This is a genomic window from Nonomuraea mangrovi, from assembly GCF_042681425.1.
GTDB classification, from domain to species: Bacteria; Actinomycetota; Actinomycetes; order Streptosporangiales; family Streptosporangiaceae; genus Nonomuraea; species Nonomuraea mangrovi.
The window spans coordinates 66,515-92,461 of record NZ_JBHUFV010000068.1; the positions used below are offsets into that span (position 1 = coordinate 66,515).

A 25,947-nucleotide genomic window follows, 5' to 3' on the forward strand; every position below is an offset into this window, starting at 1 on the left:
GCGGGCGGCGGTTCGCGGCTAGGTGGTGGGCGGCCCGCTCAGGGACTGCCCGAGAGGGGTCGTCACGTACAGGACGTGGCGCCCGGAACGCTCTCGCGCGATGAGCCCGCCGGCGCGCAGCACGCCCAGGTGTTGCGACACCGCGCTGGGTGTGACGCCGAACGCGCGGGCCAGGTCCGTGGTGGTCGCGGGGGAGCGCAGCGCCTGCAGCAGTTCGGCCCGCACGCGACCGAGCAGCCGCACAGCGCTGTCCTCGGGCGGCCGCGTGCCCGCCGTCCACAACGTCGCGAGGCCCCGCGCCGGGTATCGCACCGTGGTCTGCGTGGACGTGCTCTTCTTGATGAGTACGTAGGGGGAGCCGAGAGCGACGGGGATGAGCACCAGCCCGCCCGGGCCGCGGTTGACCGCGAGCTCGGCCGGCCAGCGCGCTTGCTTCAGCGTCAGCCGGCCCTCGCACCAGTGCAGATCGGGGTGCAGGCCGGTGAACACCCCTTCGGCGCCGCCCGCGGCCAGTTGCCTGGCGCGATACAGGACGTCCGCATCCAGGACGGCCCTGATGCGTGGCCAGTGCGGTGCGATGAGCCGCTCGTAGGCCGCGCGCAGTTCGGCGGCGATCGCGCGCAGTCCCGCCGCCGGACGCGCGGCGAGCGCGGCGGCGGTGTCAGGCGGGTGTTCGCCGAACACCCGCCGCAGGCTGGCCCGCACCTGACGGGCGCTCGTCCGCTGCAGGGCCGCCAGGTCGTCGTCGATGGAGGTGCCCGCGCCGAGCGGGGCCGGCACCAGGAACTCCGGCCAGCTCGGCCGGTCGTTCACGATCAGGGGCCAGGTGCGTGGCAGGTCGAGGGGGTCCTTGGCGAGGCTGTCCTCAGCCCATCGCAGCCACGGCAGGTTGATCGCCTGCCGGTCACGGCCGCCGAGCTGCTGCAGGCCGGACACCGTCTCGGACAGCGGCGAGGTCGCGAATCGCGTCGCCGCCAGCTCGGCCACACCGAGCTCGACCGTCAAAGCCATGAATCGATTGTGTAGGCATGAGCTACATGGTGTCGCCGCTGCCCGCGGCAGCGTGATGATCCCGGCATGACGCGAAGCGACGCCGAACCTCGCCTGTCCGGGGCCTACTGGCGGTTGTGGTGGGCGACAGGTGTCGGCACCGCCGGTGACGGGGCCTTCGCCGCGGCTGTTCCGCTGCTGGCCGTCACGCTCACGCGCGACCCCCGCCTCGTCGCGATGGTGTCCGCGGCGACGTATCTGCCCTGGCTGCTGTTGTCCCTGCCCGCCGGTGCGCTCGTCGACCGGTACGACCATGCCACCCTCATGTGGCGCTCGCAGGCGGTTCAGGCGGTGCTCGTCGGCTGCGTCGCGGTTCTCGCCGCGTTCGGCCACGTCGGCGTCCCGCTGCTCGCGGTGCTGGCCTTCGGGCTGGGTGCGTGCGCGGTCGTCTCCGGCAACGCGGCCCACGCGATCCTGCCGGACCTCGTCGCCAGGCCCCGGTTGCACGGGGCCAACGGCCATCAGCAGGCGGTGGCGACGATCGGGCAGCAGTTCCTGGGCCCGCCGGCCGGCAGCATGCTGTTCGGGCTCGCCGTGGCGCTGCCGTTCGGGATGAGCGCCGCCACGTCGGCCGTGTCCGCCGCGCTGCTGGCCACCCTCCCCAGGCACAGGCACACGCCCGGCAGCCTGCGTGTCGGGCGCCCGCCGATGCGCGCGGCGATCGCGGACGGCCTGCGCTCGCTGGTGCGGCACCGGCTGCTGCGCACCCTCGCGGTGCTGCTGGGGGTCAACACCTTCTGCGGTCAGCTCGGCAACGCCACGCTCGTCCTGCTGGCGACCGGAGCGCTGCACCTCGACGCGCGAGGCTACGGTCTGCTGCTGGCCGGCGCGGCGGTCGGCAGCCTGCTCGGCGCGCTGGTCAACGCGCGCGTGGTCAGGAGATTCGGCGCGCAGGCCGCGCTGCTGGCCGCGCTTGCCGCCAACGCCGTCGTCTTCGCCGGGATCGGGCTGAGCCCGAACGCGATCATGCTCGGCCTCCTGCTGGCCGCCGGGGGGTTCGTCACCACGCTCTGGAACATCGTGACCGTCACACTCCGGCAGCAGATCGTGCCGTCCCCGCTGCTGGGCCGGGTCAACAGCGTCTACAAGACGGTCGGCTGGGGGCTGATGCCGCTCGGGGCGCTGGCCGGCGGGCTGGTGGCGCACGCGTTCGGGTTGCGCGCGCCGTACCTCGTCGCGGGCGTGCTGCGCGGGGTCGCCCTGCTGGTCGTGACGCCGGTCCTGATCCGTGCCATGCGCGAGCGCGAGCCGTGGCCGGGCGAGCGGATCGACGGCGAGGCCGCATGCATCGGCGGCGAGGCCGCGTCCACGGCCGGCGAGGAGATGGTGAAGAAATCTCGCCGGAAAGCGATGAGTCCGCCTCGTGAAGGGAGTCCAAGTCCTCGACCGGACAGTGACCGCACCCACCAGGAGGACCCTGTGACGACCCCCGCCCCGACCGTTCCCGCCACCGCCCGGACCTTCGAGGTCCCCGGCGCGCGCCTGCACTACGAGGTGCGCGGCCACGGCCCTGCGGTGGTGCTGGTCGGCGCCCCGATGGGCGCCGACGCGTTCGCGCCGCTGGCCGACCTGCTGGCCGCCGACCACACCGTGCTCACCACCGACCCGCGCGGCATCAACCGCAGCCCGCTCCAGGACCCCGAGCAGGACTCGACCCCGCAGCTGCGCGCCGACGACCTGTCCAGGCTGCTGGCCCACCTGGACCTCGGTCCTGCCGTGGTCCTGGGTTCCAGCGGCGGCGCCGTCACCGCGCTGGCCCTCGCGCAGGCCGACCCCGACCGCGTCCACACCGTCATCGCCCACGAGCCGCCGCTGGTCGAGCTGCTCGAGGACCGCGACAAGCTGCGCGCGGGGACCGAGGACCAGATCGCCACCTACCTGGCAGGCGACGTCATCGGGGCATGGACGAAGTTCATGGCGCAGGCCAACATCGTCATGCCGGAGGGGGCGATCGAGGCGATGTTCGGAGGCGAACGCGACCCGCGGCAGGTCGCCGACGAGCGGCGCTGGTTCGCCCACGAGCTGCTCGCGACCACCCGCTGGCAGCCCGACCTCGACGCCCTGCGCGCGGTCGGGACCCGCATCGTGGTCGGCATCGGCGAGGACTCGGCCGAGCAGCTCTGCGACCGCGCCTCCAGGGCGCTGGCAGGGGAGCTCGGCGTCGAGCCCACGCTGTTCCCCGGCGGGCACATCGGCTTCGTCGACGATCCCGGCCGGTTCGCCACCCGGCTGCGGGCGGTCCTGCTCGGGGGCTGAACGGCGGTTGGCGTCGGCGGGTGGGCGGGGGCTACGCGCTGGCCCTGGCCCGCCACCTGGCCAGGATCGCCGCGTCCTCGGCGTCCTCGTGCCACTGCTCGTCCTCGCCGACGGCGTAGGGCAGGTAGGCCTCGTAGTCCGGCGAGTCAGGGGTGATGTCGCGTGTCCCGTCGACCTGTGTGCCGTTGTCGAGGGTGGTGACGGTAGGGACGCGCAGCACGCCGCCCGGCAGCATGGTGACGCTCATCGCCTGCCCCTTCCGATCGCTCCTGTCCCTCAGCATAGCCAGGCGCGGTCGGGGGAGCGGGGCCTCAGCCCAATCGGTACCGCTCGCACAGCCATCGGTAGACCCGGTACGCGCTCGCCTCGTCACCGTCGAGCAGCCTGAGCAGCCGCGCGGCCCTGCGGGTGAGGACCGCGGCGAAGCACTCGGCGAACAGCTCGGTGACGTCCTGCCGGTAGGGCGGCTCCAGCCGGCTGCCGCGTAAGGCGTGCAGTACCACCCAGAACTCGCTCTGCGAGGCTCGTCCGTCCAGATCGTCGACCGCGTGGCCGAGCTCGTGACCGCAGACGCTGACCGACGGGGAGGGGACGCTGCCGACTCCGATGCGCCGCTGCCCGGGGTCGTAGACCCCGGCGGAGCGCTCCCACGAGCCGGCCTGAACCGGTAGCGGCCGGTCGCGCAGCGACTCGAAGCCGGGCAGGTCGGGAACGGCCCCCGTGCCGACCACGATGCCGCCGGTCAGGTGGTCGGCCAGCCTGGTGGCCAGCGCCCGCGGTACGGCCGACAGCGTCATGATCGCCAGGAGGGTGGGAGCCGGAGGGAAGGCGCCGGGGTCCCACGCGCGGGTGAGCCGCGCCTCGAGGGGGCCGACGTGAAGCCAGCCGGGGCGTCCTCTGCTGCGATCGGCCACGGGGCGCGTCGTCCTCCCGGCTGCGCGTCTCGGATCGCCCGCGGTCCGAACCGTCGGGGGACGGTGGCGGGCGACGTCATGATCGCAAGACTCTATCGTCGCCGCGGCGCCCTGTTCGTGCCGCGGGCCGTCGGCCTCGTTGCGCGAGGCCAGGTCCGGGCCGCGAGGGGTGGCCTCAGGCGCTCTCGAGCGGTAGTCCCGCTCCTGCCCAGTCCTCGATGCCGTCGGCGTACAGGCGCACGTTTCGGTAGCCGAGCCGCTTCAGCTCCGCGACCAGGGCGGGGCCCCGCTCGCATGCGGTGTCGGTCGAATAGGCCACGATCGGCGCGGACCGGTCCGGCAGCAGCTCGGCCGCCGAGCGCGAGGCGTCCTCCGCGGTGAGGTTCAGGGCGCCGGGCAGGTGCCTTCGCCGGTACACCGGAGCGGGCAGCGCGTCGACGACGGTGACGCTCTCGCCCTTGATCGCCGCCTGGAGCTCCTCTCGGGAGGCGGGGCCGGCTTGGCGGGCGAAGGGCGGGGGAGCGGAGGGGGACTGCAGCGGGCCGCTGAGCTGGATGTTGGCGATGACCCAGCGGTCGTCCTGCCGCACGGCGAGCAGGGTCAGCCGGAAGGAGTCGTCGACCTGGCGCCCCATGACGGAGGTGCGCTGCTCCTGGACGCCGCCCACGATCGCGCTGTCGCCGTGCAGGCGCACGTGCGGCTCGCGTATCTCGAAGTGGTGATTCGTCAGATCGCCGCGGTGGCGGCCGGCCCACTGGTGTTTGTCCAGGACGAACCCGACGGGTCCGATGCCGGTGAAGTCCGCGCTGAGGAGGTCGTCGAAGGCGTCGGCGTCGCCGTGGAGTTCGGCGCCGGCCCACCGGTGGAGGAGGTCGAGGACCTGCTGCTGGCTGCTCATGTCATCCGTCCCTTCCTAAGTGGGGAAAATCTCCCCACTTAACTGTGGCACGGGGCCGGCGACCGCACAAGCGTAAGTGGGGGGATTTTCTCCGGTTACCGCTATGCTGGGCGCACGACGAGGGAGGCAACGAGGTGGAGCCCAAACCCATGCGGGCCGACGCGCGGCGCAACCTGGAACAGATCCTGCTCGCCGCGCGCGACATGATCGCCGAACGCGGCCCCGACGTGCCGCTCGACGACATCGCCCGGCGCGCGGGAGTCGGCAGCGCCACGCTGTACCGCCGCTTCCCCGACCGCGACGCGCTCTTGCACGCCGTCGCCCTGGACGCGCTGGACAAGACCACCGCCACGGCCGCCGCGGCGACGGCGGCGGAGAGCGACCCGTTCGAGGCACTGGCACGCTACCTGCGACAAGCGCTCGAACTGCGGGTCTCGGCGGTACTGCCCGCCCTGATCGACGTGGTGGACCTGCGTGCCGACCCGCAGTTGTCCTCCGCCCGCGAGGAGTCCGCCACCAGCGTGCGGCGGCTCGTCGACGACGCGCGCGCCTGCGGAGCCCTGCCCGAGGACGTCACCTTCATGGACGTCGTGACGATGCTCGTCCGCATCGCCCGCCCCCTGCCCGGATCGCTCGACGCCGGGGAGAAGCACGCCTTCGCCCGGCGTCACCTGGAGCTGTTCATCCGCGGACTGCGGGCGACGGCCCGGCCGCAGCGGCCGGAGTGAGCAGGGGCGGTGTCCGCGGCCGGCCGGATCCTTCGCCGGTCATCGCAGATGCCTGACCGAGGCGATGTCCACCACCCGCAGGCCGTCCAGGGTGGTGATCGCGCAGGGCGGCACGCCGTACTCCAGGAGGCCGTCGGGCAGCGACGCCTCACCCGCCAGCGTGCGCAGAAGGTCGACGGTGACGCCGCCGTGGGTGCAGACGACGATCGAGCCCGGCTCCTGCGCGTGATCGTCGAGAAAGGCCTGGAAGCGGCGAGCGGCCTGGTGCGAGGAGTCGCCGTCCGGCGGGACGAAGTCGCGATGACGTGCGGCCGTGTGCCAGTCGGCCAGGAAGTCCTCGAGCGGACGCCGGCCGTCCCAGTTCATCCTTTCGCTCAGCCGGGCGTCCTCGCCGACGGTGAGGCCGAGCGCCGAGGCGATGATGCCGGCCGTCTCGCGGGCGCGTCGCAGCGGGCTGCTGAAGACGGCATTGGGTTCGAAGGAACGTAGCCGGCCTGCGGTTCGACGTGCCTGCGCCCGCCCGGCGGCGGTCAGCGGCGGATCGCCGGCGTGCTGCTCCTTCTCGCCGTGCTGGACCACGTAGAAGATCGCCATGGTGTCGCAGGATGCCCTACGGCCGGCCGGCTCCGCACGCCATTAATTCCGGCATCCCGGGTGCTTGCGTTCAGAAGTCGACGCGCATGACCACACGCCGGGGGCTGGGGTGGCTGACCTCGGTGAATCCCGCGTCGGCGAACACGTCACGGCTGCCGACGTGCAGCTCGCCCCAGGTGATCTCCTTTGCCCGGCTGGGTGATCATCGTGTAGGCCTCGAGCGCCGCGGTCGCGGGCGAAGGCGACGCTCGCGCGGGCGAGGGCGTAGGTGATGCCGCGCCTGCGGAAGCCCTTGCGGGTGAGCAGGCATGTGACGGCCCAGACGCCGCCGTCGCTCTTGTCCTCCTCGCGTCCGGTCCGTGGGGTACGGGTGAGGAGCAGGCGAGGATAGGAGGTGCGGGGCTCGACCGCGCACCAGCCGACCGGCTCGCCGTCGAGGTAGCCGACCAGACCGCTGGTCGAGCGAGCCCCCGGCTCGCCGCAGATCGTGAGCCGGTCGGGCGCGACGGGATCCGTGCGACCGGGTGTCATGGCACCCTCCGTGCTGCCGAGGTGGTCTGGCCGAGCAGATCCCAGCCGGGACCGCCTGCGGCCGCGGCCGCGCCGGCTCAGGCGGCGCCGGTTCGCACCGCGGTGACCACCATCGTGGTGTAGCGCATCGTGAAGCCGCCGCCCACCGCGTCGATGGCGGCTCCGGTGCCCGCGAGCACCTCCTGCAGCGTGGCCGGCGGGAGCTGGGTGTGGAGGCCGAAGGTGGGCAGCTGGTCCAGCCACTCGTCGCGGGTGTAGGGCAGCTCCCATTCGAACCGCCAGTGCTCGGGGTCGCCGAACGCGCCCGCCTGCCGGATGCCGTCGGCCGCCGTGGTGGACAGCATCACATAGGCGTCCAGGCCGGGCATGCCGCGCTGACGGATCGGCGAGTCGGGTATGACGCGGCGATGGACGGCGGCGAAGGCTTCATCCATGTCGGGCGGGAGCTGGAAGGCGTTCCAGAACACGGCCAGCCGTCCACCGGGACGCAGTACCTGCGCCGCCTTGGCCGCCCCCGCGACCGCGTCCACCCAGTGCCAGGTCTGCCCGGCGACGACCGCGTCGAAGTCCCGGCCGGCGGGGTCCCATGCTTCGAACGTCGCCACCTCGACCTCGAGCCCGCCGCGCCGTGCGAAGTCGGCCATCCGCGCGTCGGGTTCGACCCCGAGCACCTTGCAGCCGGCCGCCTGGAACTGCCGGGCGTCTATGCCGGTGCCGGCTCCGACGTCGAGGACGTCGGGGCCGGGGCTGCCGGCGACGATCCTGTTCACCATGGCGTCGGGGTAGTGGGGCCGGGTCCGGTCGTAGCGTTCGGCGTCCGAGCCGAACGATTCGGCGACCTGACGGTTTTCATGAGGCGCGGGCCCGGGAAGGGGAGCGCGCTCCGGAGGTATAGTGGGCATGCGCCCACTATAAGTGGGCACATGCCCACTCGGCAACGGGTGGGCCAGGACGTGGAAGGCAGGGATGCGCGGTATGCCGACAGGTGTGGCCATGCGCGACGCACGTGAGCAGCTGTTCGACGCCGCCGAGCGGATCCTGCTCCGGGACGGGCCGAACGCGCTGACCAGCCGGGCGGTCACCACGGAGGCCGGGTGCTCCAAGGGCGTCCTGCACCGGCACTTCGCCGACTTCGACGCCTTCCTCGCCGAACTCGTGCTCGACCGCGTCGCCCGGATCGGCGACCAGGCCGCCGCCCTGCGCGAGCACGCCGGTAGCGGCACCGTCACCGGCAACCTCACCGGCGCGCTGACGGAACTGTTCGGGTCGGTCGCGGTGGCCATCGTCGCGCTCATCACCTTCCGCGACGACCTGCGCGCCCGGCTGCGCCAGGTCAGGCCGACCGGCGTCCCGGTCCTGACGGAGGCCGCCGCCATGATCGCCTCCTACCTCGCCGCCGAGCGGGAAAGGGGCCGCATCGCGGCCGAGGCCGACGTCGACACGCTCGCGCCCACGCTGATCGGGGCCGGGCACCTGCTGTTCGCCGACCGGAGAGGCACCCCGCCCGAGGCCGAGGCCGTCCACAGGGTCGTGACGACGGTCATCGGCGGCGTCGTGCGTGAACCGCCGGCGTGAACCGGCTCAGACCGGTCAGTCGTGGGCCGAGCGCGCCTCGGCGGCCTGGGCGAGGCCGGCGATCCGTGTGGCGATCTCGGGCCACAGCGCCCGGGGCAGGTCGTGGCCCATGCCGTCGATCACCACCAGCTCGGCCCCGGGGATGGCCGCCGCGGTCGCCCGGCCGCCGCTGACATCGCACATAAGGTCGTCGGCGCCGTGGATCACCAGCGTGGGCACGTCCAGCGACCGAAGCCGCTCCGTCCGGTCGCCTGAGGCGACGGAGGCCACCGCCTGACGGGCGACGCCGAGCGGGTCGTAGGCCCGGTCGAAGGAGCGCCCCGCGCGGTCGGCGACCGCCGCCTCGTCGATCTCGAAACCGGGTGAGCCGAGCGCCCGGACGGCCCTGACCATCTGGTCGATCGCGTCCTGGCGGCCCTGCGGCGCCGGCCCCGCCAGCGCGGCCAGCGCCTCGGGCTTCGCCTGGCCCACGGAAGGATCGCCCGTGGTCGACATCATCGAGGTCAGCGACAGGACCCGGCCGGGATGCTCGATCGCGATCGTCTGGGCGATCGCGCCGCCCATCGAGGAGCCGACGAGGTGGGCCCTGTCCAGCCCGAGGACGTCGAGCAGGCCGACGGCGTCGGCCGCCATGTCCGACAGGGTGTAGGACGCCGAGGACATGTCGCCGTCGAGCGCCGCCTGCAGGTCGGGCGTCGGCGCGCCGGGGAAGTGGGAGGACAGTCCGACGTCGCGGTTGTCGAACCGGATCGGCTGCAGGTCGCGGGCGACGAGCTCGGCGCAGAAGCCGTCGGGCCAGCCGGACATCTGTATGGCGATGCCCATGATCAGCAGGACGGGCGGTGCCTGGGGGTCGCCGAAGCGCTCGTATGCCACCTCGATGCCGGACGGCCCGACTTTCAGGGCCTTCTCTTCGCTCACCTTCGCATCATCTCCTCGCTGGAAAGGCAGAGGGAACGTATCTGGATTCGACGCCGACTTCCCGAGGAAGTCCGTATCCATGAGCGGCGCGCCCGTCGGCCACTCGCCTGTTCGGTCCGGGTCGGCCGTGGCCGGCGCGAGCACGACCCCGCCCCCGAAGGCCGACGCCATCCGTGAGAAGATCCCCTCGCAGAATGGACAGGTTTCGACCGTGGAGGGTGACGGTGTACGCGATATCCCTGGGCGAGGACGGCGCGGAGCTGCGCCCGCTCGAGCCGTGGCTGGCCGAGGAGTTCCTGACCCACATCGACCGGGGGCGGGAGTTCATCGGACAGCACATCGCGCTGCCGGACCGCGTCACCGACCTGGAGTCCAGCCGCGCCCTCCTGCAGAGCTACGCGGAGAAGGCCGTGGCCGAGACCGGCCGGATCTACGGCATCTGGGCCGACGGCAAGCTGGTCGGCGGCGTTCTCTTCCGCACGATGGACATCGAGCACGGCAACGCCGAGGCGGGCTGCTGGCTGGAGCCGTCGGCAGCGGGCAAGGGGCTGGTGACCAGGGCGGCGCGGGTGATCATCGATTGGGCCATCGAGGAGCGGGGCCTTCATCGCGTGGAGTGGCAGGTCTCGGCGGCGAACGAGCCGAGCATCGCCGTGGCCCGGCGGCTCGGGATGACGAAAGAGGGCGTGCTGCGACAGAGCTATCTGTACCGGGGCAAGCGGCACGATATCGAGGTCTGGTCGGTGCTCGCGCCGGAGTGGCGGGCGGCCAAGCAGGCGTCCTAGACGTACCGCCGTGGCTGTCTCGCCGGTGGCGTCGCAAGCCCGCCGAGCTGCCGCACTGAGCAAAGGGCGCAGGGCTGTCGCCGTGGCGTGCCGCGCGTCAACGGGCGAGGCCCTCTTCGGCCTGCCGCCGTTCGTCCCCTGCAGGCTCCCGGCCCTGACCTCGCGCGAACGCGACGGTGAGCTCCAGCCCGCCTCCCGGGTTGGGGGCGGCTCGCACGCCTGCCCCGTGCGCCTTGGCGATCGACGCCACGATCGACAACCCGAGCCCGGTGCCCTGCTCCCGGGTCGTGTGCAGCCGCCGGAAGGGCTCGAAGAGGTCGCCGAACCGTTCCCTCGGCACGTCAGGGCCGGTGTTCCGGACGGTCAGAACTCCGTCGGCGAGCGTGATGTCGACGCCTCCGCCGCAGTGGTTGTAGCGGATCGCGTTGTCGACGAGGTTGGCGACGAGCCGGTTCAGCAGGACCGGATCCCCGTCGACGACGAACGGTTCGGTCCGCGCCGTCACGCTGACCTCGTCCGAGCCTGCTTCGGCCAGGACGTTGCGTACGACCTGGTCCAGGGCCACCGGCTGCCTGTTGTCCAAGCCGTGTTCCGCCTGGGCCAGGACCAGCAGGGCGTCGATGACGTTCTCGGTTCGGCGGTTGTGGAACAGAAGCTTGTCGCGGATCTCGCCCACGTCCTCCGGCAGGCCGATCTCGATCGCCGCCCGCTGGACGGCCAGCGGGGTACGCAGCTCATGGGACGCGTTCGCGATGAAGCGCCGCTGCCCCTCGACGGAGCGTTCGAGCCGGTCGAGCATCGCGTCGAACGTGTCGGCCAGTTCCTTCAGCTCGTCCTTCGGCCCGGTGAGCGCGATCCGCTCGTGCAGGTTCGACACCGACAGCCGCCGCGCGGTGGCCGTGATCCGGTGGACGGGCCCGAGGATCCGCTCGGCGACCAGCCAGCCGACGACCACCGACACCAGCGCCAGGATCCCGACCAGCAGCGCGGTCACCCCCCACTGGTAGTCGACCACGTCCTCCACCAGCGCGGGCAGCTGCGGCATCGGCGGCACCCGGTCGGCCGCGGCCCCCGGCTCAGGTGCCACCGGCGCGACCGGCTGCGTGATCAGTGCGCGCAACGCGTGGCGCAGCAGCAGGTTGACCGTGACGAGCAGCACGAGCGAGGTCAGAAGGAACAGTCCGGAGTAGACCAGCGTGAGCCGTACCCTGACCGTCGTCACAGCAGGTATCCCGCGCCCGGAACCGTCCGGATGCACGGCGGGTCGCCCAGCTTCGCCCGTAAGCGGCTGACCACGACCCGCACCACCGTCGTGAACGGGTCGGCGTTCTCGTCCCACGCCTCCTCGAGCAGCCGTTCCGAGCTGACGATCGCGCCGTCCGCCCTCATCAGCACCTCGAGGACGGCGAACTCCTTGAGCGACAGGTGCAGGTGCCGGCCGTCCCGCGAGGCCTGCAGCCGGTGCGTGTCGACCACGATGCCGTGCCGCATCAGCACCGGCGGGACCTGCGACGGGCTGCGCCGCCCCAGCGCCTGCACCCGCGCGACCAGCTCCGCGTAGTCGAACGGCTTGGGCAGGTAGTCGTCGGCGCCCATCCCGAGACCCGCCACCCGCTCCGGCACCGACGCCGCCGCCGTCATCATCAGGATCCGCGTACGGCTCCCGCGCGCCACCAGCTCCCGGCACACGAGGTCGCCGTGCATCTCGGGCAGCTCCCGATCGAGCACGAGCACGTCGTACTCGTGCACCGCCAGCCGCTCGGCTGCCGAGAGCCCGTCGTACACCACGTCGACGGCCATGGCGTGGCGGCGTAATCCCACCGCCACGAGGTCGGCCAGATCGCGTTCGTCTTCGGCCACCAGAACCCGCATGCCGCCCTTCATACCCGCAAACCGGTTACAGCGGCGTTAACCGTTCCGTTCACCGCGGCGCAACCCGCCTTCGGCCACCTTGGGCTCATGATCAGAGCCCTTTGCTCCGGCATCCTGCTGACGGCCTGCTCGATGTCCGCGCCGACCCCGGCCGCCCCGCAAGCACCGGTCGCCCGGTCGGCCCCGGCCGCCCAACTGGCCCTGCCGGCCCCGGTCGCCCGGCCGACACCGGCGTCCACGCCGGCCGCCGGCTGCGCCGCCATCACCGCGCCACCGCCGGAGTCGGCACCGCCGACGTCGGTGAACACGCTCCGGCAGGCCTACTTCTGCGTGCTGGACAACTACTACAGCGGCCCGGCCATGGATCCGAAGGCGCTGCTGAAGAGCGCCTTCGCCGCCTACACCCAGGACCTGATGCGGCGCGGCGCCGACCGGGCGGACCTCCGGCTGCCCGCCCTGACAGGCAACCGCGACACCGACTGGGACGCCCTGGCCAAGGTTCTCGGCACGGGCGAGCCTGCCGCACTGCGCGCCGCGATCACCGGGATGGTCGCCGGCCTGCACGACAACCACGCCCGCTGGATCAGGCCGGCCCAGCCGCCGCAGGGCGGGCCTGAAGGAACGGGCATCGTGGGCCTGTCGGCCCTGCAGGGACCGCAGCTCGACCCCGCCGCCCGGCCGCCGCTGTACATCACCCGCGTGCTGCCCGGCAGCCCCGCCGCCAAGGCCGGCATCAGACCCGGCGACATCGTGGTCAAGGTCAACGGCGTGCCGGCGTTCGTCGGTGACACCCCGAACCAGGGCATCACCGACGCCTTCACCTCCAGCACGGTACGGCTCACGCTCAAGCGCCCCACGACGGGACGGACCCGCACCGTCGACGTCAGGCAGGGCCCCATCACGCCACAACAACCTCCATCGGTGACGTCCAAGCCGCTCCCCGGCGGTGTCGCCTACGTCCACCTGCCCGGATTCTTCGAAGGCGCCGCCGACCAGGTCATCGCCAAGCTGCCGGACAAGCCGAAGGCCGTGGTCCTCGATCTGCGTGGCAACGGCGGCGGGTCACCTCGGGAGGTGACGCGGCTGCTCGGCGCGTTCGCGCACGGCAAGGTCACCAGCTACTTCTGCCCGCTCAAGGGCGACTGCGTCCCGAACAGGACCGACGACACCGTCCCGCTGCTGGGCCTGCGCCTGGTCGTCCTCACCGACCGCGCCTGCGCCTCGGCCTGCGAGGACTTCAGCGCGGCCGTCAAGGACAACGGCCTGGGCACTCTCGTCGGGACCCGCACCGCCGGAGCCGTCTCCGGTCCGTCCGAGGGGTACCTTCTCGACGACGGCAGCGTCCTGCTCCTGCCCAAGTTCAGGCACCTCGGGCCCGCCCGCGAGATCATCGACACGATCGGCGTGCCGGTCGACCACCACGCCCCCATGACGGCCCCCGACCTGGCCGCCGGGCGCGACCCGGGCGTGGCCAAGGCCCTTGAGCTTCTGTAGAGCCGCCCAGGGCAGGCCCCGCGACCGGGGCCTGCCCTGGGACGGGGGCCGAAGTCAGGGTCGTCACTTCGCCGGTTCGCGGTGGGTGGCGACCTCGTCGCCGCGGGGCGCCGGGCGCCCTCCTGGAGACCGTCCCAGGGGAACCAGGCGTGGTACACGCGGATCGGGTACGGCCCTTGCGGTCGTCGAGCGCGAGGTCGGGCGGTCGGAGCGGGGGACCGGAAGGAAGCAGAGCGCCACGGCGCTGGTCGGCAACATCAACGGAGACCGGGGCGACGTCGCCACCCGTCCATCCGCCTCCGCCGGTCGCGGGCGGGTGCTCAAGGCTTCTGCCATACGCCCCTGGCCGCGGCCTCCCGCGCGTAGGTGCTGAAGTCCTTTCCCGGGCGTTGGAGGATCTCCTCGACGATCCCGGTGGGTGTGGTGTCACCCTGAGCCGCGGCGGCCGAGAAGTTCTCGATCAAGGTGTCGACCACCTCGTCCGGTGTCCCCTCGGCGCGGAGCGAGTCGCGGTACGCGTCTGGAGTGCCGTCGAAGTCGATGGTGAGTCCCGTCGCGTCGTGGATGTGGGTGAGGGCTTCCGGGAATGACAGCGCCCTGGGACCGGTCAGGGGCAGGATCTGCCCGATGTGATCTTTCCGGGTGAGGGCCTGGGCCGTGACGGCGGCGATGTCGTCGGCGTCCACGAAGCCCTGGCGGGTCGAGCCGATGGGCACGCACAGCCGACCGTCGAGGACGGACTGGCGGAAGAAGGTCTCGAAGTCCTGGTTGAACCAGTCGGGGCGCACGATCGTCCAGTCGCATCCGGACTCGCGTACCTGTCGTTCCGTCTCCTGGAGGTGGGTGACGTTCATGACGTCGATGCCGCGGTCCGAGTGCAGGACCACTCTCCGTACTCCGGATCGGCGGGCCTCCTGCATGAACGACGTCGGCATGCCGGTGTCATCCGGCAGGAGGACGTACATGGTCTGTATGCCGGCGAGGGCAGGCCCCCAGGTGTCGGGGATCGACCAGTCGAAGCGGCACTCGGCGTGCCTGGTGGCGACCCGGGTGCTGTGACCGGCGCCGCGGAGATGGTCGGCGACCCTGCTACCGACCGTGCCGGTGCCGCCCAGGACAAGGATGGGAGTGCTTGTGCTCATGGGGACACGCTATGAACGGTTGAGGGCAGGTCCTGTCCTCGATGCGGGGTGAAGATGGAGCATGGTTCATTCGACGGAGCGCCTGTTCTCGTTGCTCTCCTGCCTGCAGTCGGGCCGTTCGATGTCCGGTCGCGAACTTGCCGCTCGGCTGGAGGTGGACGTCCGGACAGTTCGCCGGGACATCGCCCGGCTCAGGGAGATGGGCTATCGCGTCGACGCCGGACCCGGACCGCATGGGGCGTACGAGCTGCGTGCCAACACCACCATGCCGCCCTTGATGCTGTCGGACGAGGAAGCCGTGGCACTCGTGGTGGGGATGTCCCTGGCCACGGCGAGGTCAGGTTTGGTCGGCACGGGAGAAGACACACGGGTCGAGGATCCAGCCAGGACCGCGTTGGGCAAGATGCTGCGGGCGATACCGCGTCCTCTGGTGGCGACGTGCCGGCGCGTCACCGAGGCCCTGACCACGTCACCTGAAGTGACGATCTCCGTCGACGCGAGCCTCCTCGCCACCTTGGCGCAGGGGGCCGAGCAAGGCCGTACCGCGGTGCTGGAGTTGTGCGACGGGACGACGTCAGAGGTGCAGCCGTACCGGCTGCTCCTTCGACGCCGGCGGTGGTACCTGCTCGCGCGGGCCTCCGACTCCTGGGGGATCCACCGGCTGGACAGGGTCCGGTCCTGCGCCTTGGCGCAGACCACCTTCGTTCCTTACGCCTTCACCCCCGGCCGGGAAGCAGAGGAGATCGAGCGTCTCCTGCCTGACCCGCGGATCCAGGTGCGCATCAGGTTCGAGGCCGAGGCCGCCGCTGTCGTCGACCGCTTCCGCAACGCGGAGCCCGAGGTCGTCCAGGACGGTCCGGCGCATGTGATCCTGACCGCTCGGGTGGACTCGCTGGAGTGGGCGGCCATGCTCGCGACCCTCGTGGGCGGGGCCTTCACGGTACTCGAACCGAACGAGCTCAAGCAGCGTTGCCACACCCTCGCCCGGCGTCTCGCCAACGCGTGACCGCACGCCCCCGCAGGAGTATCACGCTCATTCCGGCTCCGGTGCGGGCTTCGGCCCGGATGCGGATGTCGGTTCGGGCACGGACTTCCATCGAGTGGGAGGTGGGCAGGCCCATGGGTCCGGGTGGGTCTTGGTCCACGCGGCGCAGTCCGCCAGCCGAGCCTGCACCCACGGATGGTCGGCAAGCTCCGGCGAGAAGCGGGTTTCCGCATCGACATAGGCCTCCGCCACCTGGGCGGCGGAGAGCCCGTGCACGCCACGAAGATCACTCCCTTCGAACATCGCCCCCGCCAGTCGAGCGCCATCCAGGTAGGCCCCACGAAGATCGGCGGCATCGAACGAGGCCTGCCGCAGGTCGGCCCGGTGGAGCAGGGCGTGCCTCAGGTCCGCTGCGGTGGCGATCGTGCCCCGCAGGTCCGCACCCCGGAAGTCCGCCCGACGAAGATCCGCCGCCGTGAGGAACATCCGGGTCAGCCGCGGTGGACCGGAGAAGTCCATGCTTCTCACGGACAGGCCGACGAGCTTCGCCGCCCGCAGATCCGGCCGGTTGGGCTCGTCTCGCCTGGGCCTGCGGGCCAAGGCGGTCATCGCGGCATCGATGTCAGCCGCCGGCTCGGTCCAGCCGAGCTCCTGATCGTCCTCGGAGACGTATTCTCCTTGTTCGTCCTTGGGGCGCATGGTGCGAGCCCGAACAAAGGAGCAAAGAACGCCGATGACCGCCGTATGGTCGACCGCGGACTCCGCCATCACGTGCTCCAGCGCGTGAACACCGCCCAACCGTTCTTCGAGCTTTTCGGAGGCGAGCTGGCCGACGGCCTTCCCGAACCGATCCGTCACCTGGCCGCGCCGCGAAAGATAGTAGGTCCGCACGGTGAAACCGAGAGCGATGAGAGCAGATGCTCCACCGAGCGCGGCCAGCACCGTCTGCCGGACCGCGTTCATCGCATCCGCTTGTTCCTTTCCCGCCAATCGGCTGACGGCTTCACCCGCGACCAGCCACGACAACGGTCCCAGAACCAGGACAACGGTCCCCACCAGCGCGGCGGCGGCAACCATCCCCACCAGCGACCTCGTCACCAGCGAGTGTTCGGCGAACCAGCGCCGACACCGCTTCATCCTTGATGGCGTCACGCACATAGGTAAGCAGAACCGGGCCGCCCGAGAACCCGGGGTGCGATCTTCTGAGTCCCGGACCGGCCCCGAGTGATGGCCTGGCCGCCGCCGAGGCGACGCGACAAATGTTTGACCGGGGTCCCAGCGCTTGAGCCCGACACGAGTTGGGAACCAGGGCTCCGTCGCCGAGAGGCTGACACGCCGACGGTGCGCCGTCGCGGCCCGTCGACCAGCAGGCTTACAGCCCTTGGCGAGACCTCGACCCGGTCGCGTCCGCGGTGGACGGCCGTGAGGTGTACCGCGCCTGCTGCGCGTGCGGCCGGTTCGACGGCGAGCACGTGTGCGATGCTCCGCGTTGTGGGTGGTTGTCGGACCCTTCCGCTACCTTTGCACCGTGGCGGAATTCGTACTGGTCGCGGGCGCGTGGCTTGGATCGTGGGCGTGGGACGAGGTGGTGCCGGAGCTGCGTGCGGCCGGCCACGGCGCCCACCCGTTGACGCTGTCCGGCCTCGCCGACAGGCGTGGTCTTCCAGCTGGGCAGCAGACCCACGTCCAGGACATCGTCGACGAGGTCGGACGCCATGATCTGCGCAACGTCATCCTGGTCGGGCACAGCTACTCCGGCATCCCGGTCGGCCAGGCCGCCGAGCGGATCGGCGACCGGCTGGCCCGTGTGGTCTTCGTCGACTCCAACGTTCCGGGCGACGGAGAGTCGTTCGTGTCCCGCTGGTCGGTTCACGGCCGGACGGTGGTGGAGTCCTCGATCGCCGAGAACGGGGGCTTCTGGCCGCCGCTGATCGCGGCCGACTACGATGGTCAGGGCCTCACCGGAGAGCAGATCGCCCGGATCGTGCGCGGTTCGACACCACACCCTGGCGCCACGCTGACCGAGCCGGCCGTACTGGCACGCCCGCTCGGCCGGCTTCCGGCGACGTACGTCAAATGCCTGCTCGACGGCGACCAGCCGAGCGACGACGTGGTCAAGCTGCTGACCAGCGAGCATTGGCGGCTGGTCGAGATGGACGCCGGCCACTGGCCGATGTTCTCCCGGCCACGCGAGCTGGCGCGGATCCTGCTCGACGCGGCGGCACGCGGGTAGTTCCCGCAGCGGGGACGAGGCCGAACCGTCTCACCCCCCTGCATGCACCGGCCGCGTTCGCCCGTCGGCTGAGCGAAGCCATCAGCCACCGGGCCGGCCGCCGCGACCCGGCGTTCGCCGGGCACCGCGCCGACGAAGACGCCGCCCTGATGGCCTGGCACGGCCCCACCGAGGTCGTCTTCACCGGAAGTTCGCCGCTCCTCGACATCGCGCCCAGGCGGTTCTGCGCTGCCGCGAGTGCTGTTCGGCTGACTACCCGTGCCGGACGCTGCGCATGGTCGCCGAGCCGTACCGGTTCGACTGCCCAGGCCACCGGCATGAGTGGCTGCGACCGTCAGCCCTTCTGACGAGGGACGCGTGCGGACCCTCGCGACGCGGCCGCGTTCCAGGGGCTCGGCGTCGTGAGCGATGTCGAACCGGCTCCGGGCGCGGGGATGGCGGCGTGATCCCGGCCCAGGTACCCCCACTTCCAGCACCACTCCGAACCTGCGTTCGGCGTCGACTATGGGAAGGCCGAAACTACGTCATTTGACGCAATCGACGCCTCTTCCCGGCCGTCTAGCGTTCCGGGCATCTCCCCGATCGAGCCCGGGGCCGAGTCCCGGGCGAAGGAGGCAGTGCCGTGAACGCAGGTCCGCAAGTGAAGAACATCGTGCTGGTGCACGGCGGGTTCGTCGACGGCTCCGGCTGGCAGGGGGTCTACGAGCACCTGACCGCCTATGGCTACCGGGTGGCCGTGGTGCAGAATCCGACCCTGTCATTGGCCGGAGACGTCGCCGCGACCCACCAGATCCTCGACGGCCTGGACGGGCCCGCCGTCCTGGCCGGGCACTCCTACGGCGGCGTCGTCATCACCGAGGCCGGCACCCATCCCAATGTCGCCACGCTGGCCTACATCGCGGCGTTCGCCCCCGACAAAGGCGAGTCGGTCAACACCCTCATCGCCGACCCGCCGCCGGGCGCGCCGGTCCCCCCGATCCTGCCGCCCAAAGACGGGTTCCTGTTCCTCGACCGCGACAAGTTCCCCGCCTCCTTCGCCGGCGACCTGCCCGAGGCGCAGGCGCGGTTCATGGCCGACTCTCAGGTGCCGTGGGGCGTCGACGCGCTCGGGGGCACGGTCTCCGAGCCGGCCTGGCGGACCACGCCGTCCTGGTACCTGGTCGCCGCCGACGACCGGATGATCCCGCCGCCCGCCCAGCGCGCCATGGCCGAGCGGGCCGGGGCGACGGTCACCGAGACGCCGGGCAGCCACGCGGTCTACGTGTCCAACCCGGCCGCCGTGGCCGCTGTCATCGCCCAGGCCGCCACGGCCCGCACCGGCCGGTAGAGAACGCGGTGCGCTCCCACGGCGCGCCGCTGAACGGCCTGCGAACCGTCTGGCCCGGCACCTGTGGCCGGGCCAGACGTCTGTCTCCCGTCTGTCTTGCCCGGCATCCCTGACGCTTACGGCGAGCCGCGAAGCAGGCGGCTGAACGGGAAAACGGTGGCGGGGGCCCTGCGGGCCGCACCGATCCGCCGCCTTCCGGCCCTCACACGCCGACCATCCGCTGGCCTCCCGCCCTCCAGCCCGTGACGACGAGCGTGTCGAACGGGGGAGCGCCGCAAGGGGAGACCGTCCGAGGGGGACACGAGGAGCGTGCGGGCTGGACACGGCCCAGCGGAGGAAGGAAGGTCGGGAGATGCATGGGTTCAGCGGACGCCACGATCAGGGGGCTGCCACGCCGACGACGCTGATCGGCCGCGAACCGGAGATCGGACGACTGCGGCTGTTCACCAGCCGGATCGCCGAAGGGGTGGGGGACGCGCTCCTTCTGGCGGGCGACCCGGGTGTCGGAAAGACGGCCCTGCTCGATCACGCCGCCGCTCTCGCCGCCGACTCGGGGATCAGGCTGCTGCGGGCGACCGGCTCGCAGTTCGAGGCGGACATCTCCAATGCCGCCCTTCACCAACTCCTCCACCCATGCCTTGGCGAGGTGCCCCGGTTGAGCCCGCTGCTCGCCGGGGCGCTGAGCGTGGCGCTGGGTCTGGGTGAGGGAGCCGCGCCCGCGCAGCTGCTGGTCGCCGGCGCGGTGCTGGCGCTGCTGGAGCGGGCGGCCGAGCGGCAGCCGCTGCTACTCGTGGTCGACGACCTGCCGTGGCTGGACCGGGCCAGCGCGCTCGTGCTCGGCATGGTGGCCCGCCGTCTGGCCGGCTTGCCGGTGGCCCTGCTCGCGGCCTGCCGTACCGGTGAACCCAGCTCCTTCGACCAGAGCAACCTGCCGGTCGTGTACGTGGAACCCCTCTCGGAGGAGGCGGCGACCGAACTGCTGACCAGCCGCTATCCCGTGATGACCCCGCGCGTGCGGCGGCGGCTGCTGGACGCCGCGCTGGGCAACCCGCTCGCCCTGCTGGAGCTGCCCGTCTCCCTCGGCGACCTGGCCCACACCGTCGCCGGGGCTCTGCCCGCGGCGCTGCCTCTCAGTCGCCGGCTGCAGACCGTCTTCGCCTCCCGCGTCCGGGCACTGCCGGCGCACGTCGTCGACCTGCTGCTCCTGGCCGTCCTGGACGGCACCGGCGACCTGCGCCTGGTCCGGGCGGTCGACGCCGACCGGGGCGGCGGGGGCCTGTCGGCCGCCGAACGCTCCGGCCTGGTACACGCTGACGAGCCCAGCGAACGGCTGACCTTCCGCCACCCCCTCATCCAGTCGGCGATCGTGGAGCTGTCGACCAGCGAGCAACGCCGCCGCGCCCACGCCGAAATCGCCGCCCGCCTCGCCGACCAGCCCGAACGGCACGCCTGGCACCTGGCCGAGGCCACCGAGGAACCCGACGAGAAGGTCGCGGCCCTCCTCAAGGAGGTCGCCATCGCCAACTTGCGGCGCGGCGACTCCGTCGGCGCCGTCACCCAACTGCTGCGCGCCGCCCAGCTCAGTCCCAAGGGAAGGGGCCGCAGCGGACGGCTGGCCGAAGCCGCCTACCTGGGCTCCCTCGTCACCGGTGACCTGCGTGAGGCCCCCCGCCTGCTGGAGCAGGCCCGCCTGGCCGGCCCCGGCCCCGGCGACCTGCTCTCGGTGGCCGGCGCCCGCGCCTTCCACCTCCTGCACGGTGACGGCGATGTCGACACCGCCCACCGGCTGCTGATCACCGCCGTCCACGAGCACGACGATCCCTACGACGCGGGCGACATCGTCGTCCTCGAGGTGCTGTACACCCTGCTCATGGTCTGCTTCTTCGGCGGCAGGGCCGGCCTGTGGCCGCCCCTGCACAGTACCGTCGACCGCCTGCGGCCACGTCCGCCCGAACTCCTGGTGATCCTCTCCCACGCCTTCGGCGATCCGGCCCGCCTCACCTCGCGGATGCTGGCTCGCACCGACGCCGCCGTCGCGAGGCTCAGCCACGAGGTCAGCTCCGCCCGCATCATCCGTACCGGCATCGCCGTGGCCTACCTCGACCGGCTCTCCCGCTGCAGGGAAGCCCTCCATCGCGTCATCCAGCACGGCCGTGAAGGCGGTGCGATCAGCTCGGCGATCGAAGCGCTGTTCCTCCTCGGCCAAGACGCCTTCCACACCGGGCGGTGGGACGAAGCCCAGCGGCTGATCGAGGAGGGCCTCCAGCTGTGCGGGACCCACGGCTACGACCTGCTGGTCTGGCCGGGCCGCCTTACCGGCGCCCTGCTGGCCGCGGCCCGCGGCGACTTCAGGAAAGCCGCCGACACCGCCCGGGACATGGACGCATGGGCGGCTCCCCGCCGCGCCGGGATCATCGGCGCCTACGCCTCTCACATCCGCGGCCTCGCCGCCCTCGGTCAGGGTGACTTCGAGACCGCCTTCCACAACGCCGCCGCCATCAGCCCGCCCGGCACCCTGGCCCCCTACGCGCCGCACGCCCTGTGGGTGTTCCACGACCTCATCGAGGCCGCCGTCCACACCGGTCGCGGCGCGCAGGCCGCGGCTCACGTCGCCGCCGCCCGCGAGGCCCGCCTCGACCGGCTGTCCCCACGCCTTCGCCTGGTGGTCCTGGCCGCCGCGGCCATCACTGACCCCCGGGCCGACACCTTCGCGCTGGAACAGGCGATCGCCGAACCGGGCAACGACCGCTGGCCCTTCGACCTGGCCCGCATCCAGCTCGCCTACGGCTCCCACTTACGCCGCGCCAAACGCACCACCGATGCCCGCCGGCACCTGGCGAGCGCCTCACAGATCTTTCACTGCCTCGGAGCCATCCCGTGGGCAGAGCGAGCCGACCGGGAACTACGCGCCACCGGCATCAGCCGCTCCAGCCCGGCGACCGGCCTGGCCTCCCTCACCCCGCAACAGCGCCAGATCGCTCGGCTCGCCGCGGCAGGCCACACCAACAAAGAGATCGCCGCCCGCCTCTTTCTGTCGCCGCGAACGGTTTCCACCCACCTCTACCAGGTCTTCCCGAAACTCGGCATCACCTCGCGCGCCGCCCTCCGCGACGCCCTCGCCGACACCCTGGACTCCGAGTGACACGGCATGCGAGTCGACCGCTACCACGGGCCGCGCGCGCAAGCGGGAAGGGGCCGTTTCGGCGGTGCGGCGCGGCGTCGGCGGTGGCCTGTCAGGGGCGGTCCGCCAGGGCCGCGGCGAAACGCGAGGCGAGCCTCGCGACCGCCGCACGGAGTTCCTGCCCGCCTTCCACGCGGAAGGCGAACGGCACCGTCGCCAACCACTCCTGCGCGTACATCTCCGGATTGCTCGTGCTGCCGACGAGCACGCACCCGTCTCCCAACGGTTCGAGCCGCCCCATGGGAGGCCGGACCCAGGGCGCCACCTCACCCGGCGCAGCGTCGAACACGACGCGGGTGGGGAACTCCCAGCCGGTGCCCAGGTTCTCCTCCAGCGCCGCCACGGGGTCGAGGCCGTCGGGCGGCTCGAACGCGCGCGTGGTCTGCTGGACCGCGCGGATCCGGTCGACCCGGTAGGTGCGGATCGCGTCCGCGCGATGGGAGTGGCACAGGAGGTACCAGCGCCCGTGGCGGACGACGACCGCCCAGGGGTCCACGTCGGCCTCCCACTCGTTGCCGGACTCGCTGCGATACGTGACCAGCACGCGGCGTCGGCTCGCGATGGCGGCGACGAGGGCGCTGGTGGTGGCGGGGTCAGGACGGGCCGATCGCGGGTCCGGCGCGGCCGACGCATGCTCTCGCAGTGCGGCCGCCTGCCGGCCGACGCGTTCGGGCAGTGCCCTGATGACCTTGGCCAGGGCGGAGCCGACGAGGTCGTCGACGTCGGTGGCCGCAGGCTGGCGGTCCAGTACCGCCATGACCAGACCGAGTGCCTCGGGCTCGGTGAAGGCGACCGGTGGCAGCCTCGTCCCGCGTCCGAGCCGGTACCCGCCGTAGGGGCCTCGGGTTGACTCGACGGGGATGCCCGCCTCTCGGAGGATCCCGACGTACCGGCGCGCGGCCCGCTCCGTGACACCCAGACAGGCGGCCAGTTCGTCGGCCGTCACGCCGGGGCGGGTCTGGAGGATCTCCATGGTGCGCAGAGCTCGTGCGGTGGGGCTGAGATCGGTCGGCACACGAGCAGATTAGGTGGTCAAGGGATGTACCGGAAGCAGAACGTCCGGAATGAGTCCTAGCGTGTGCCCCATGACCGAGTTCCACCAGCAGGACCTCGCGGGAGCACGCTTCGAGCGCGTGAACCTGCGGGGCGCCTCCTTCACCCGGGTGTTCCTCAACGATGCGCGTATGCGCGCAGTCGACTTCACCGGGGCGCAGTTCCGCGCCGCCCTGTTCAGCGGGAGCCGCATGCGCGGCGTCGAGCTGGTCGACGTCGAGATCAGCGGCGAGCTGAAGAACGTCGTCGTGAACGGCGTCGACATCGCGCCGCTCGTCGATGCCGAACTGAACCGCCGCATGCCCGAGCGGGCGAGGATGCGCCCCGACGACCCTGACGGGTTCCGTGAGGCGTGGGCGATCCTGGAGCGGCTGTGGGAGGGCACCGTCGCGCGTGCGAGGAGGTTGCCCGAGGCGGCGCTCCACCGCAGCGTCGACGATGAGTGGTCGTTCATCGAGACCCTGCGGCACCTCAACTTCGCCGGTGCCGCCTGGGTGGGCCGGATGATCCTTGGCAACGCCTCGCCGTGGCACTCGTTGGACCTGCCGTGGGAGGAGGCGCCCGAATGGGACGATATCCCGCGGGACCGCGAGGCACGGCCCTCGCTCGACGAGGTGCTCACGGTCCGACGTGAACGCCAGGCGATGGTCCGCCACGTCATGGAGTCACTCACCGACGAGCAACTCGCCTCCGAGGTGACCCGCGCCGAGCCCGGGTGGCCCCAGGAAGAGGACTTCCCCTTCAAGGAGTGTCTCGGCATCGTCCTCAACGAGGAATGGGAACACCGGCTCTATGCCGAACGTGATCTGATGTCACTGGAGAAGGAGTACTGATCATGGACATCCTGCTCATCGCCGGCCTGTGGCTCGACGGATCCGCATGGGACGACGTCGCGCCCGCCCTCGAGACGCTCGGCCACCGCCCCGTGCCGCTCACCCTTCCCGGTCAGGGCGACGGATCCACCTCGGCCACGCTCGACGACCAGGTGGCAGCCGTGCTCGCCGCCATGGACTCGGCGTCGGGAAGGGTCATGGTGGTGGGCCACTCCGCCGCCTGCACCCTGGCGTGGCTGGCCGCCGACGCGCGACCGGAGCAGGTCGCCAAAGTCGCCCTCATCGGCGGTTTCCCCTCCGCCGACGGGGAGTCCTACGCCGACTTCTTCGAATCGAAGGACGGCGTCATGCCCTTCCCCGGCTGGGGCCCGTTCGAGGGGCCCGACTCCGCCGACCTGGACGAGGAGGCCAAGCGGGCCATCGCGTCTGCGGCGATCCCGGTACCCGAAGGAGTGGCCAAGGGCGTGGTTCGTCTGACGGACGAGCGACGGTTCGACGTCCCGGTCGTACTCGTCTGCCCCGAATTCACCCCCGCCCAGGCGCAGGAGTGGATCGACGCCGGTGACGTGCCCGAGCTCGCCAAGGCCAAGCACCTCGAATTCGTCGACATCGACTCGGGTCATTGGCCCATGGTCACCAGGCCGATCGAACTCGCCCGGCTCCTGGCCACGGCGGCTGCCGAGGCCTGATCGCGCGCTGAAGCCGGGGACGGACACGTTTGTCGTCGCTGGGTTCACCGCGGTGCACCCAGCGTCCGAGCGGTCGTCGCCGGCCGAACGCAAGCACAGGCGTGAGTACGAGAAGGAGGCCCTCCGCGTCCGGACTGGCGGATCACCTGCTTCGACGTCGACAGGAAGCACCGCGGCCAGGGCATCGCACGGATGGCGCCGGAAGGCGCGCTCGACCAGATCGCCCAGGCGGGCGGCGGGCTCGTCGAGGCCGTCTCCGAGGTGACCGGACAGGCGGCGGTGCGGGTATCGCGGAGCCGGCCGTGATCAGGGTGAGGCACGGCGGCCTGCCCCCACCCTGACCCTGTAGGGCGTTACTTGCTGTAGTTCTTCCCCAGGGGCCTGCCGGGGATCGGCTTGGCGATGAGAGCGACGGGGATGAAGAAGCAGATCTGGCCGATCGCCAGGGTGAGCGTCCAGAGCGCCTTGTCGTCGTAGTGTGCGGACGCCTTGGCGTACAACGCGTCGGGGACGCGCTCCCCGGACGGGTTCGGGGTGAGGACGGCCTCCACGAGCTCCAGCGCGACCCGTTCGGCGTCGGTGAAGTAGGGTGCGTCCTGCCATGACGCCACGGCGGTGATGCGCTCGTCCGTTTCCCCGGCTTTGCGGAGGAGGTCGGTTTGCCGGACGGTGTGGTAGGTGCTGCCGGCGATCTGCCCGGCGCGGAGCTGCACCAGGCTGACGGTGGTGTGCGGGATCGAACCGTTCCTGGTGGCCTTGGTCATGGCTCCGGCGATTGTCGCCACCTCGGGGAAGAACTGGATGGGGTCGGGCAGACGCGACTGAAGGCCGTCCTGCTCGGCCGTCGTGGGTGTGGACATCGCGAGGTCTTCCTTTCTCACTTTCA

At 71.8% G+C, this 25,947-nt stretch carries 25 protein-coding genes; 11 read left to right on the forward strand and 14 right to left on the reverse strand.

Annotated elements, in window-relative coordinates:
* Window positions 1-18: 18 nt before the first annotated feature.
* A complete protein-coding gene (locus ACFSKW_RS44045) occupies window positions 19-1,011 on the reverse strand; it encodes an ArsR/SmtB family transcription factor (protein ID WP_379580510.1) in 993 nt (330 codons plus the stop codon).
* A gap of 66 nt (window positions 1,012-1,077) precedes the next feature.
* Here ACFSKW_RS44045 and ACFSKW_RS44050 point away from each other — a divergent pair, with 66 nt between their 5' ends.
* Window positions 1,078-3,306 (forward strand): MFS transporter, encoded by a 2,229-nt coding sequence (locus tag ACFSKW_RS44050; RefSeq protein WP_379580512.1) that lies wholly within the window; start codon window positions 1,078-1,080, stop codon window positions 3,304-3,306.
* 31 nt (window positions 3,307-3,337) lie between these two features.
* Here ACFSKW_RS44050 and ACFSKW_RS44055 read toward each other — a convergent pair whose 3' ends face one another.
* From ACFSKW_RS44055 to ACFSKW_RS44065, 3 genes are all read right to left on the reverse strand, one after another.
* Window positions 3,338-3,553, reverse strand: a complete 216-nt coding sequence (locus ACFSKW_RS44055; protein WP_379580514.1) for a hypothetical protein — start codon at window positions 3,551-3,553, stop codon at window positions 3,338-3,340.
* 64 nt (window positions 3,554-3,617) lie between these two features.
* Window positions 3,618-4,220: a hypothetical protein gene (locus tag ACFSKW_RS44060; RefSeq protein ID WP_379580516.1), complete on the reverse strand. Its 603-nt coding sequence runs from the start codon at window positions 4,218-4,220 to the stop codon at window positions 3,618-3,620.
* A 175-nt stretch (window positions 4,221-4,395) separates the two neighbouring features.
* Complete coding sequence (locus ACFSKW_RS44065) at window positions 4,396-5,118, reverse strand: DUF4440 domain-containing protein (RefSeq protein WP_379580518.1); 723 nt, start codon at window positions 5,116-5,118, stop codon at window positions 4,396-4,398.
* 134 nt (window positions 5,119-5,252) lie between these two features.
* Between ACFSKW_RS44065 and ACFSKW_RS44070 the strand changes: the two genes are divergently transcribed.
* Entirely contained in the window at window positions 5,253-5,846 is a 594-nt protein-coding gene (locus tag ACFSKW_RS44070) for a TetR/AcrR family transcriptional regulator (RefSeq protein ID WP_379580520.1), read from the forward strand.
* 39 nt (window positions 5,847-5,885) lie between these two features.
* Here the strand turns inward: ACFSKW_RS44070 and ACFSKW_RS44075 are convergent, their stop codons facing one another.
* The 3 genes from ACFSKW_RS44075 to ACFSKW_RS44085 all read right to left on the reverse strand — a co-directional run bounded on the left by ACFSKW_RS44075 (window position 5,886) and on the right by ACFSKW_RS44085 (window position 7,873).
* Window positions 5,886-6,440 carry a histidine phosphatase family protein gene (locus ACFSKW_RS44075; RefSeq protein ID WP_379580521.1) on the reverse strand — a complete coding sequence of 185 codons (555 nt, stop codon included), beginning with the start codon at window positions 6,438-6,440 and terminating at the stop codon, window positions 5,886-5,888.
* Window positions 6,441-6,482: 42 nt separating this feature from the next.
* Window positions 6,483-6,971 (reverse strand): GNAT family N-acetyltransferase, encoded by a 489-nt coding sequence (locus ACFSKW_RS44080; protein ID WP_379580523.1) that lies wholly within the window; start codon window positions 6,969-6,971, stop codon window positions 6,483-6,485.
* 77 nt (window positions 6,972-7,048) lie between these two features.
* Window positions 7,049-7,873: a class I SAM-dependent methyltransferase gene (locus tag ACFSKW_RS44085; protein ID WP_379580525.1), complete on the reverse strand. Its 825-nt coding sequence runs from the start codon at window positions 7,871-7,873 to the stop codon at window positions 7,049-7,051.
* 73 nt (window positions 7,874-7,946) lie between these two features.
* Here ACFSKW_RS44085 and ACFSKW_RS44090 point away from each other — a divergent pair, with 73 nt between their 5' ends.
* Window positions 7,947-8,546: a TetR/AcrR family transcriptional regulator gene (locus tag ACFSKW_RS44090; RefSeq protein WP_379580527.1), complete on the forward strand. Its 600-nt coding sequence runs from the start codon at window positions 7,947-7,949 to the stop codon at window positions 8,544-8,546.
* 15 nt (window positions 8,547-8,561) lie between these two features.
* Here ACFSKW_RS44090 and ACFSKW_RS44095 read toward each other — a convergent pair whose 3' ends face one another.
* On the reverse strand, window positions 8,562-9,467 hold the full coding sequence (locus ACFSKW_RS44095) for an alpha/beta fold hydrolase (protein WP_379580529.1): 906 nt from the start codon (window positions 9,465-9,467) through the stop codon (window positions 8,562-8,564).
* A 224-nt stretch (window positions 9,468-9,691) separates the two neighbouring features.
* Here ACFSKW_RS44095 and ACFSKW_RS44100 point away from each other — a divergent pair, with 224 nt between their 5' ends.
* Complete coding sequence (locus ACFSKW_RS44100) at window positions 9,692-10,252, forward strand: GNAT family N-acetyltransferase (RefSeq protein WP_379580531.1); 561 nt, start codon at window positions 9,692-9,694, stop codon at window positions 10,250-10,252.
* Between the two features lie 97 nt (window positions 10,253-10,349).
* Here ACFSKW_RS44100 and ACFSKW_RS44105 read toward each other — a convergent pair whose 3' ends face one another.
* Window positions 10,350-11,474: a sensor histidine kinase gene (locus ACFSKW_RS44105; protein ID WP_379580533.1), complete on the reverse strand. Its 1,125-nt coding sequence runs from the start codon at window positions 11,472-11,474 to the stop codon at window positions 10,350-10,352.
* Complete coding sequence (locus ACFSKW_RS44110; RefSeq protein ID WP_379580535.1) at window positions 11,471-12,124, reverse strand: response regulator transcription factor; 654 nt, start codon at window positions 12,122-12,124, stop codon at window positions 11,471-11,473. Before ACFSKW_RS44110 ends, ACFSKW_RS44105 begins: the two co-directional genes overlap by 4 nt.
* Before the next feature lie 87 nt (window positions 12,125-12,211).
* On the opposite strand from ACFSKW_RS44110, the gene ACFSKW_RS44115 reads away from it, so the two are divergent.
* The gene (locus ACFSKW_RS44115) at window positions 12,212-13,618 is read left to right on the forward strand and encodes a S41 family peptidase (RefSeq protein WP_379580536.1); all 1,407 of its coding nucleotides are present in this window, start codon (window positions 12,212-12,214) and stop codon (window positions 13,616-13,618) included.
* Window positions 13,619-13,938: 320 nt separating this feature from the next.
* Here ACFSKW_RS44115 and ACFSKW_RS44120 read toward each other — a convergent pair whose 3' ends face one another.
* Window positions 13,939-14,760 (reverse strand): NAD(P)H-binding protein, encoded by an 822-nt coding sequence (locus ACFSKW_RS44120; RefSeq protein ID WP_379580538.1) that lies wholly within the window; start codon window positions 14,758-14,760, stop codon window positions 13,939-13,941.
* Between the two features lie 61 nt (window positions 14,761-14,821).
* Here ACFSKW_RS44120 and ACFSKW_RS44125 point away from each other — a divergent pair, with 61 nt between their 5' ends.
* The gene (locus ACFSKW_RS44125; RefSeq protein ID WP_379580539.1) at window positions 14,822-15,766 is read left to right on the forward strand and encodes a helix-turn-helix transcriptional regulator; all 945 of its coding nucleotides are present in this window, start codon (window positions 14,822-14,824) and stop codon (window positions 15,764-15,766) included.
* 27 nt (window positions 15,767-15,793) lie between these two features.
* On the opposite strand, the gene ACFSKW_RS44130 is transcribed toward ACFSKW_RS44125, so the two are convergent.
* A complete protein-coding gene (locus ACFSKW_RS44130) occupies window positions 15,794-16,843 on the reverse strand; it encodes a pentapeptide repeat-containing protein (RefSeq protein WP_379580541.1) in 1,050 nt (349 codons plus the stop codon).
* Between the two features lie 430 nt (window positions 16,844-17,273).
* Here ACFSKW_RS44130 and ACFSKW_RS44135 point away from each other — a divergent pair, with 430 nt between their 5' ends.
* The 3 genes from ACFSKW_RS44135 (at window position 17,274) to ACFSKW_RS44145 (ending at window position 22,447) form a co-directional block, all read left to right on the forward strand.
* The gene (locus ACFSKW_RS44135) at window positions 17,274-17,978 is read left to right on the forward strand and encodes an alpha/beta fold hydrolase (RefSeq protein WP_379580543.1); all 705 of its coding nucleotides are present in this window, start codon (window positions 17,274-17,276) and stop codon (window positions 17,976-17,978) included.
* Between the two features lie 622 nt (window positions 17,979-18,600).
* Window positions 18,601-19,305, forward strand: a complete 705-nt coding sequence (locus ACFSKW_RS44140; RefSeq protein WP_379580545.1) for an alpha/beta fold hydrolase — start codon at window positions 18,601-18,603, stop codon at window positions 19,303-19,305.
* Window positions 19,306-19,657: 352 nt separating this feature from the next.
* Window positions 19,658-22,447: an AAA family ATPase gene (locus tag ACFSKW_RS44145; RefSeq protein WP_379580547.1), complete on the forward strand. Its 2,790-nt coding sequence runs from the start codon at window positions 19,658-19,660 to the stop codon at window positions 22,445-22,447.
* Window positions 22,448-22,538: 91 nt separating this feature from the next.
* On the opposite strand, the gene ACFSKW_RS44150 is transcribed toward ACFSKW_RS44145, so the two are convergent.
* The gene (locus tag ACFSKW_RS44150; protein WP_379580549.1) at window positions 22,539-23,501 is read right to left on the reverse strand and encodes a helix-turn-helix transcriptional regulator; all 963 of its coding nucleotides are present in this window, start codon (window positions 23,499-23,501) and stop codon (window positions 22,539-22,541) included.
* 70 nt (window positions 23,502-23,571) lie between these two features.
* Here ACFSKW_RS44150 and ACFSKW_RS44155 point away from each other — a divergent pair, with 70 nt between their 5' ends.
* Together ACFSKW_RS44155 and ACFSKW_RS44160 are read left to right on the forward strand one after the other, a co-directional pair.
* Entirely contained in the window at window positions 23,572-24,372 is an 801-nt protein-coding gene (locus tag ACFSKW_RS44155; RefSeq protein ID WP_379580551.1) for a DinB family protein, read from the forward strand.
* Window positions 24,373-24,374: 2 nt separating this feature from the next.
* On the forward strand, window positions 24,375-25,061 hold the full coding sequence (locus tag ACFSKW_RS44160) for an alpha/beta fold hydrolase (RefSeq protein ID WP_379580553.1): 687 nt from the start codon (window positions 24,375-24,377) through the stop codon (window positions 25,059-25,061).
* Window positions 25,062-25,414: 353 nt separating this feature from the next.
* On the opposite strand, the gene ACFSKW_RS44165 is transcribed toward ACFSKW_RS44160, so the two are convergent.
* Entirely contained in the window at window positions 25,415-25,921 is a 507-nt protein-coding gene (locus ACFSKW_RS44165) for a carboxymuconolactone decarboxylase family protein (RefSeq protein WP_379580555.1), read from the reverse strand.
* Between the last annotated feature and the right edge of the window lie 26 nt (window positions 25,922-25,947).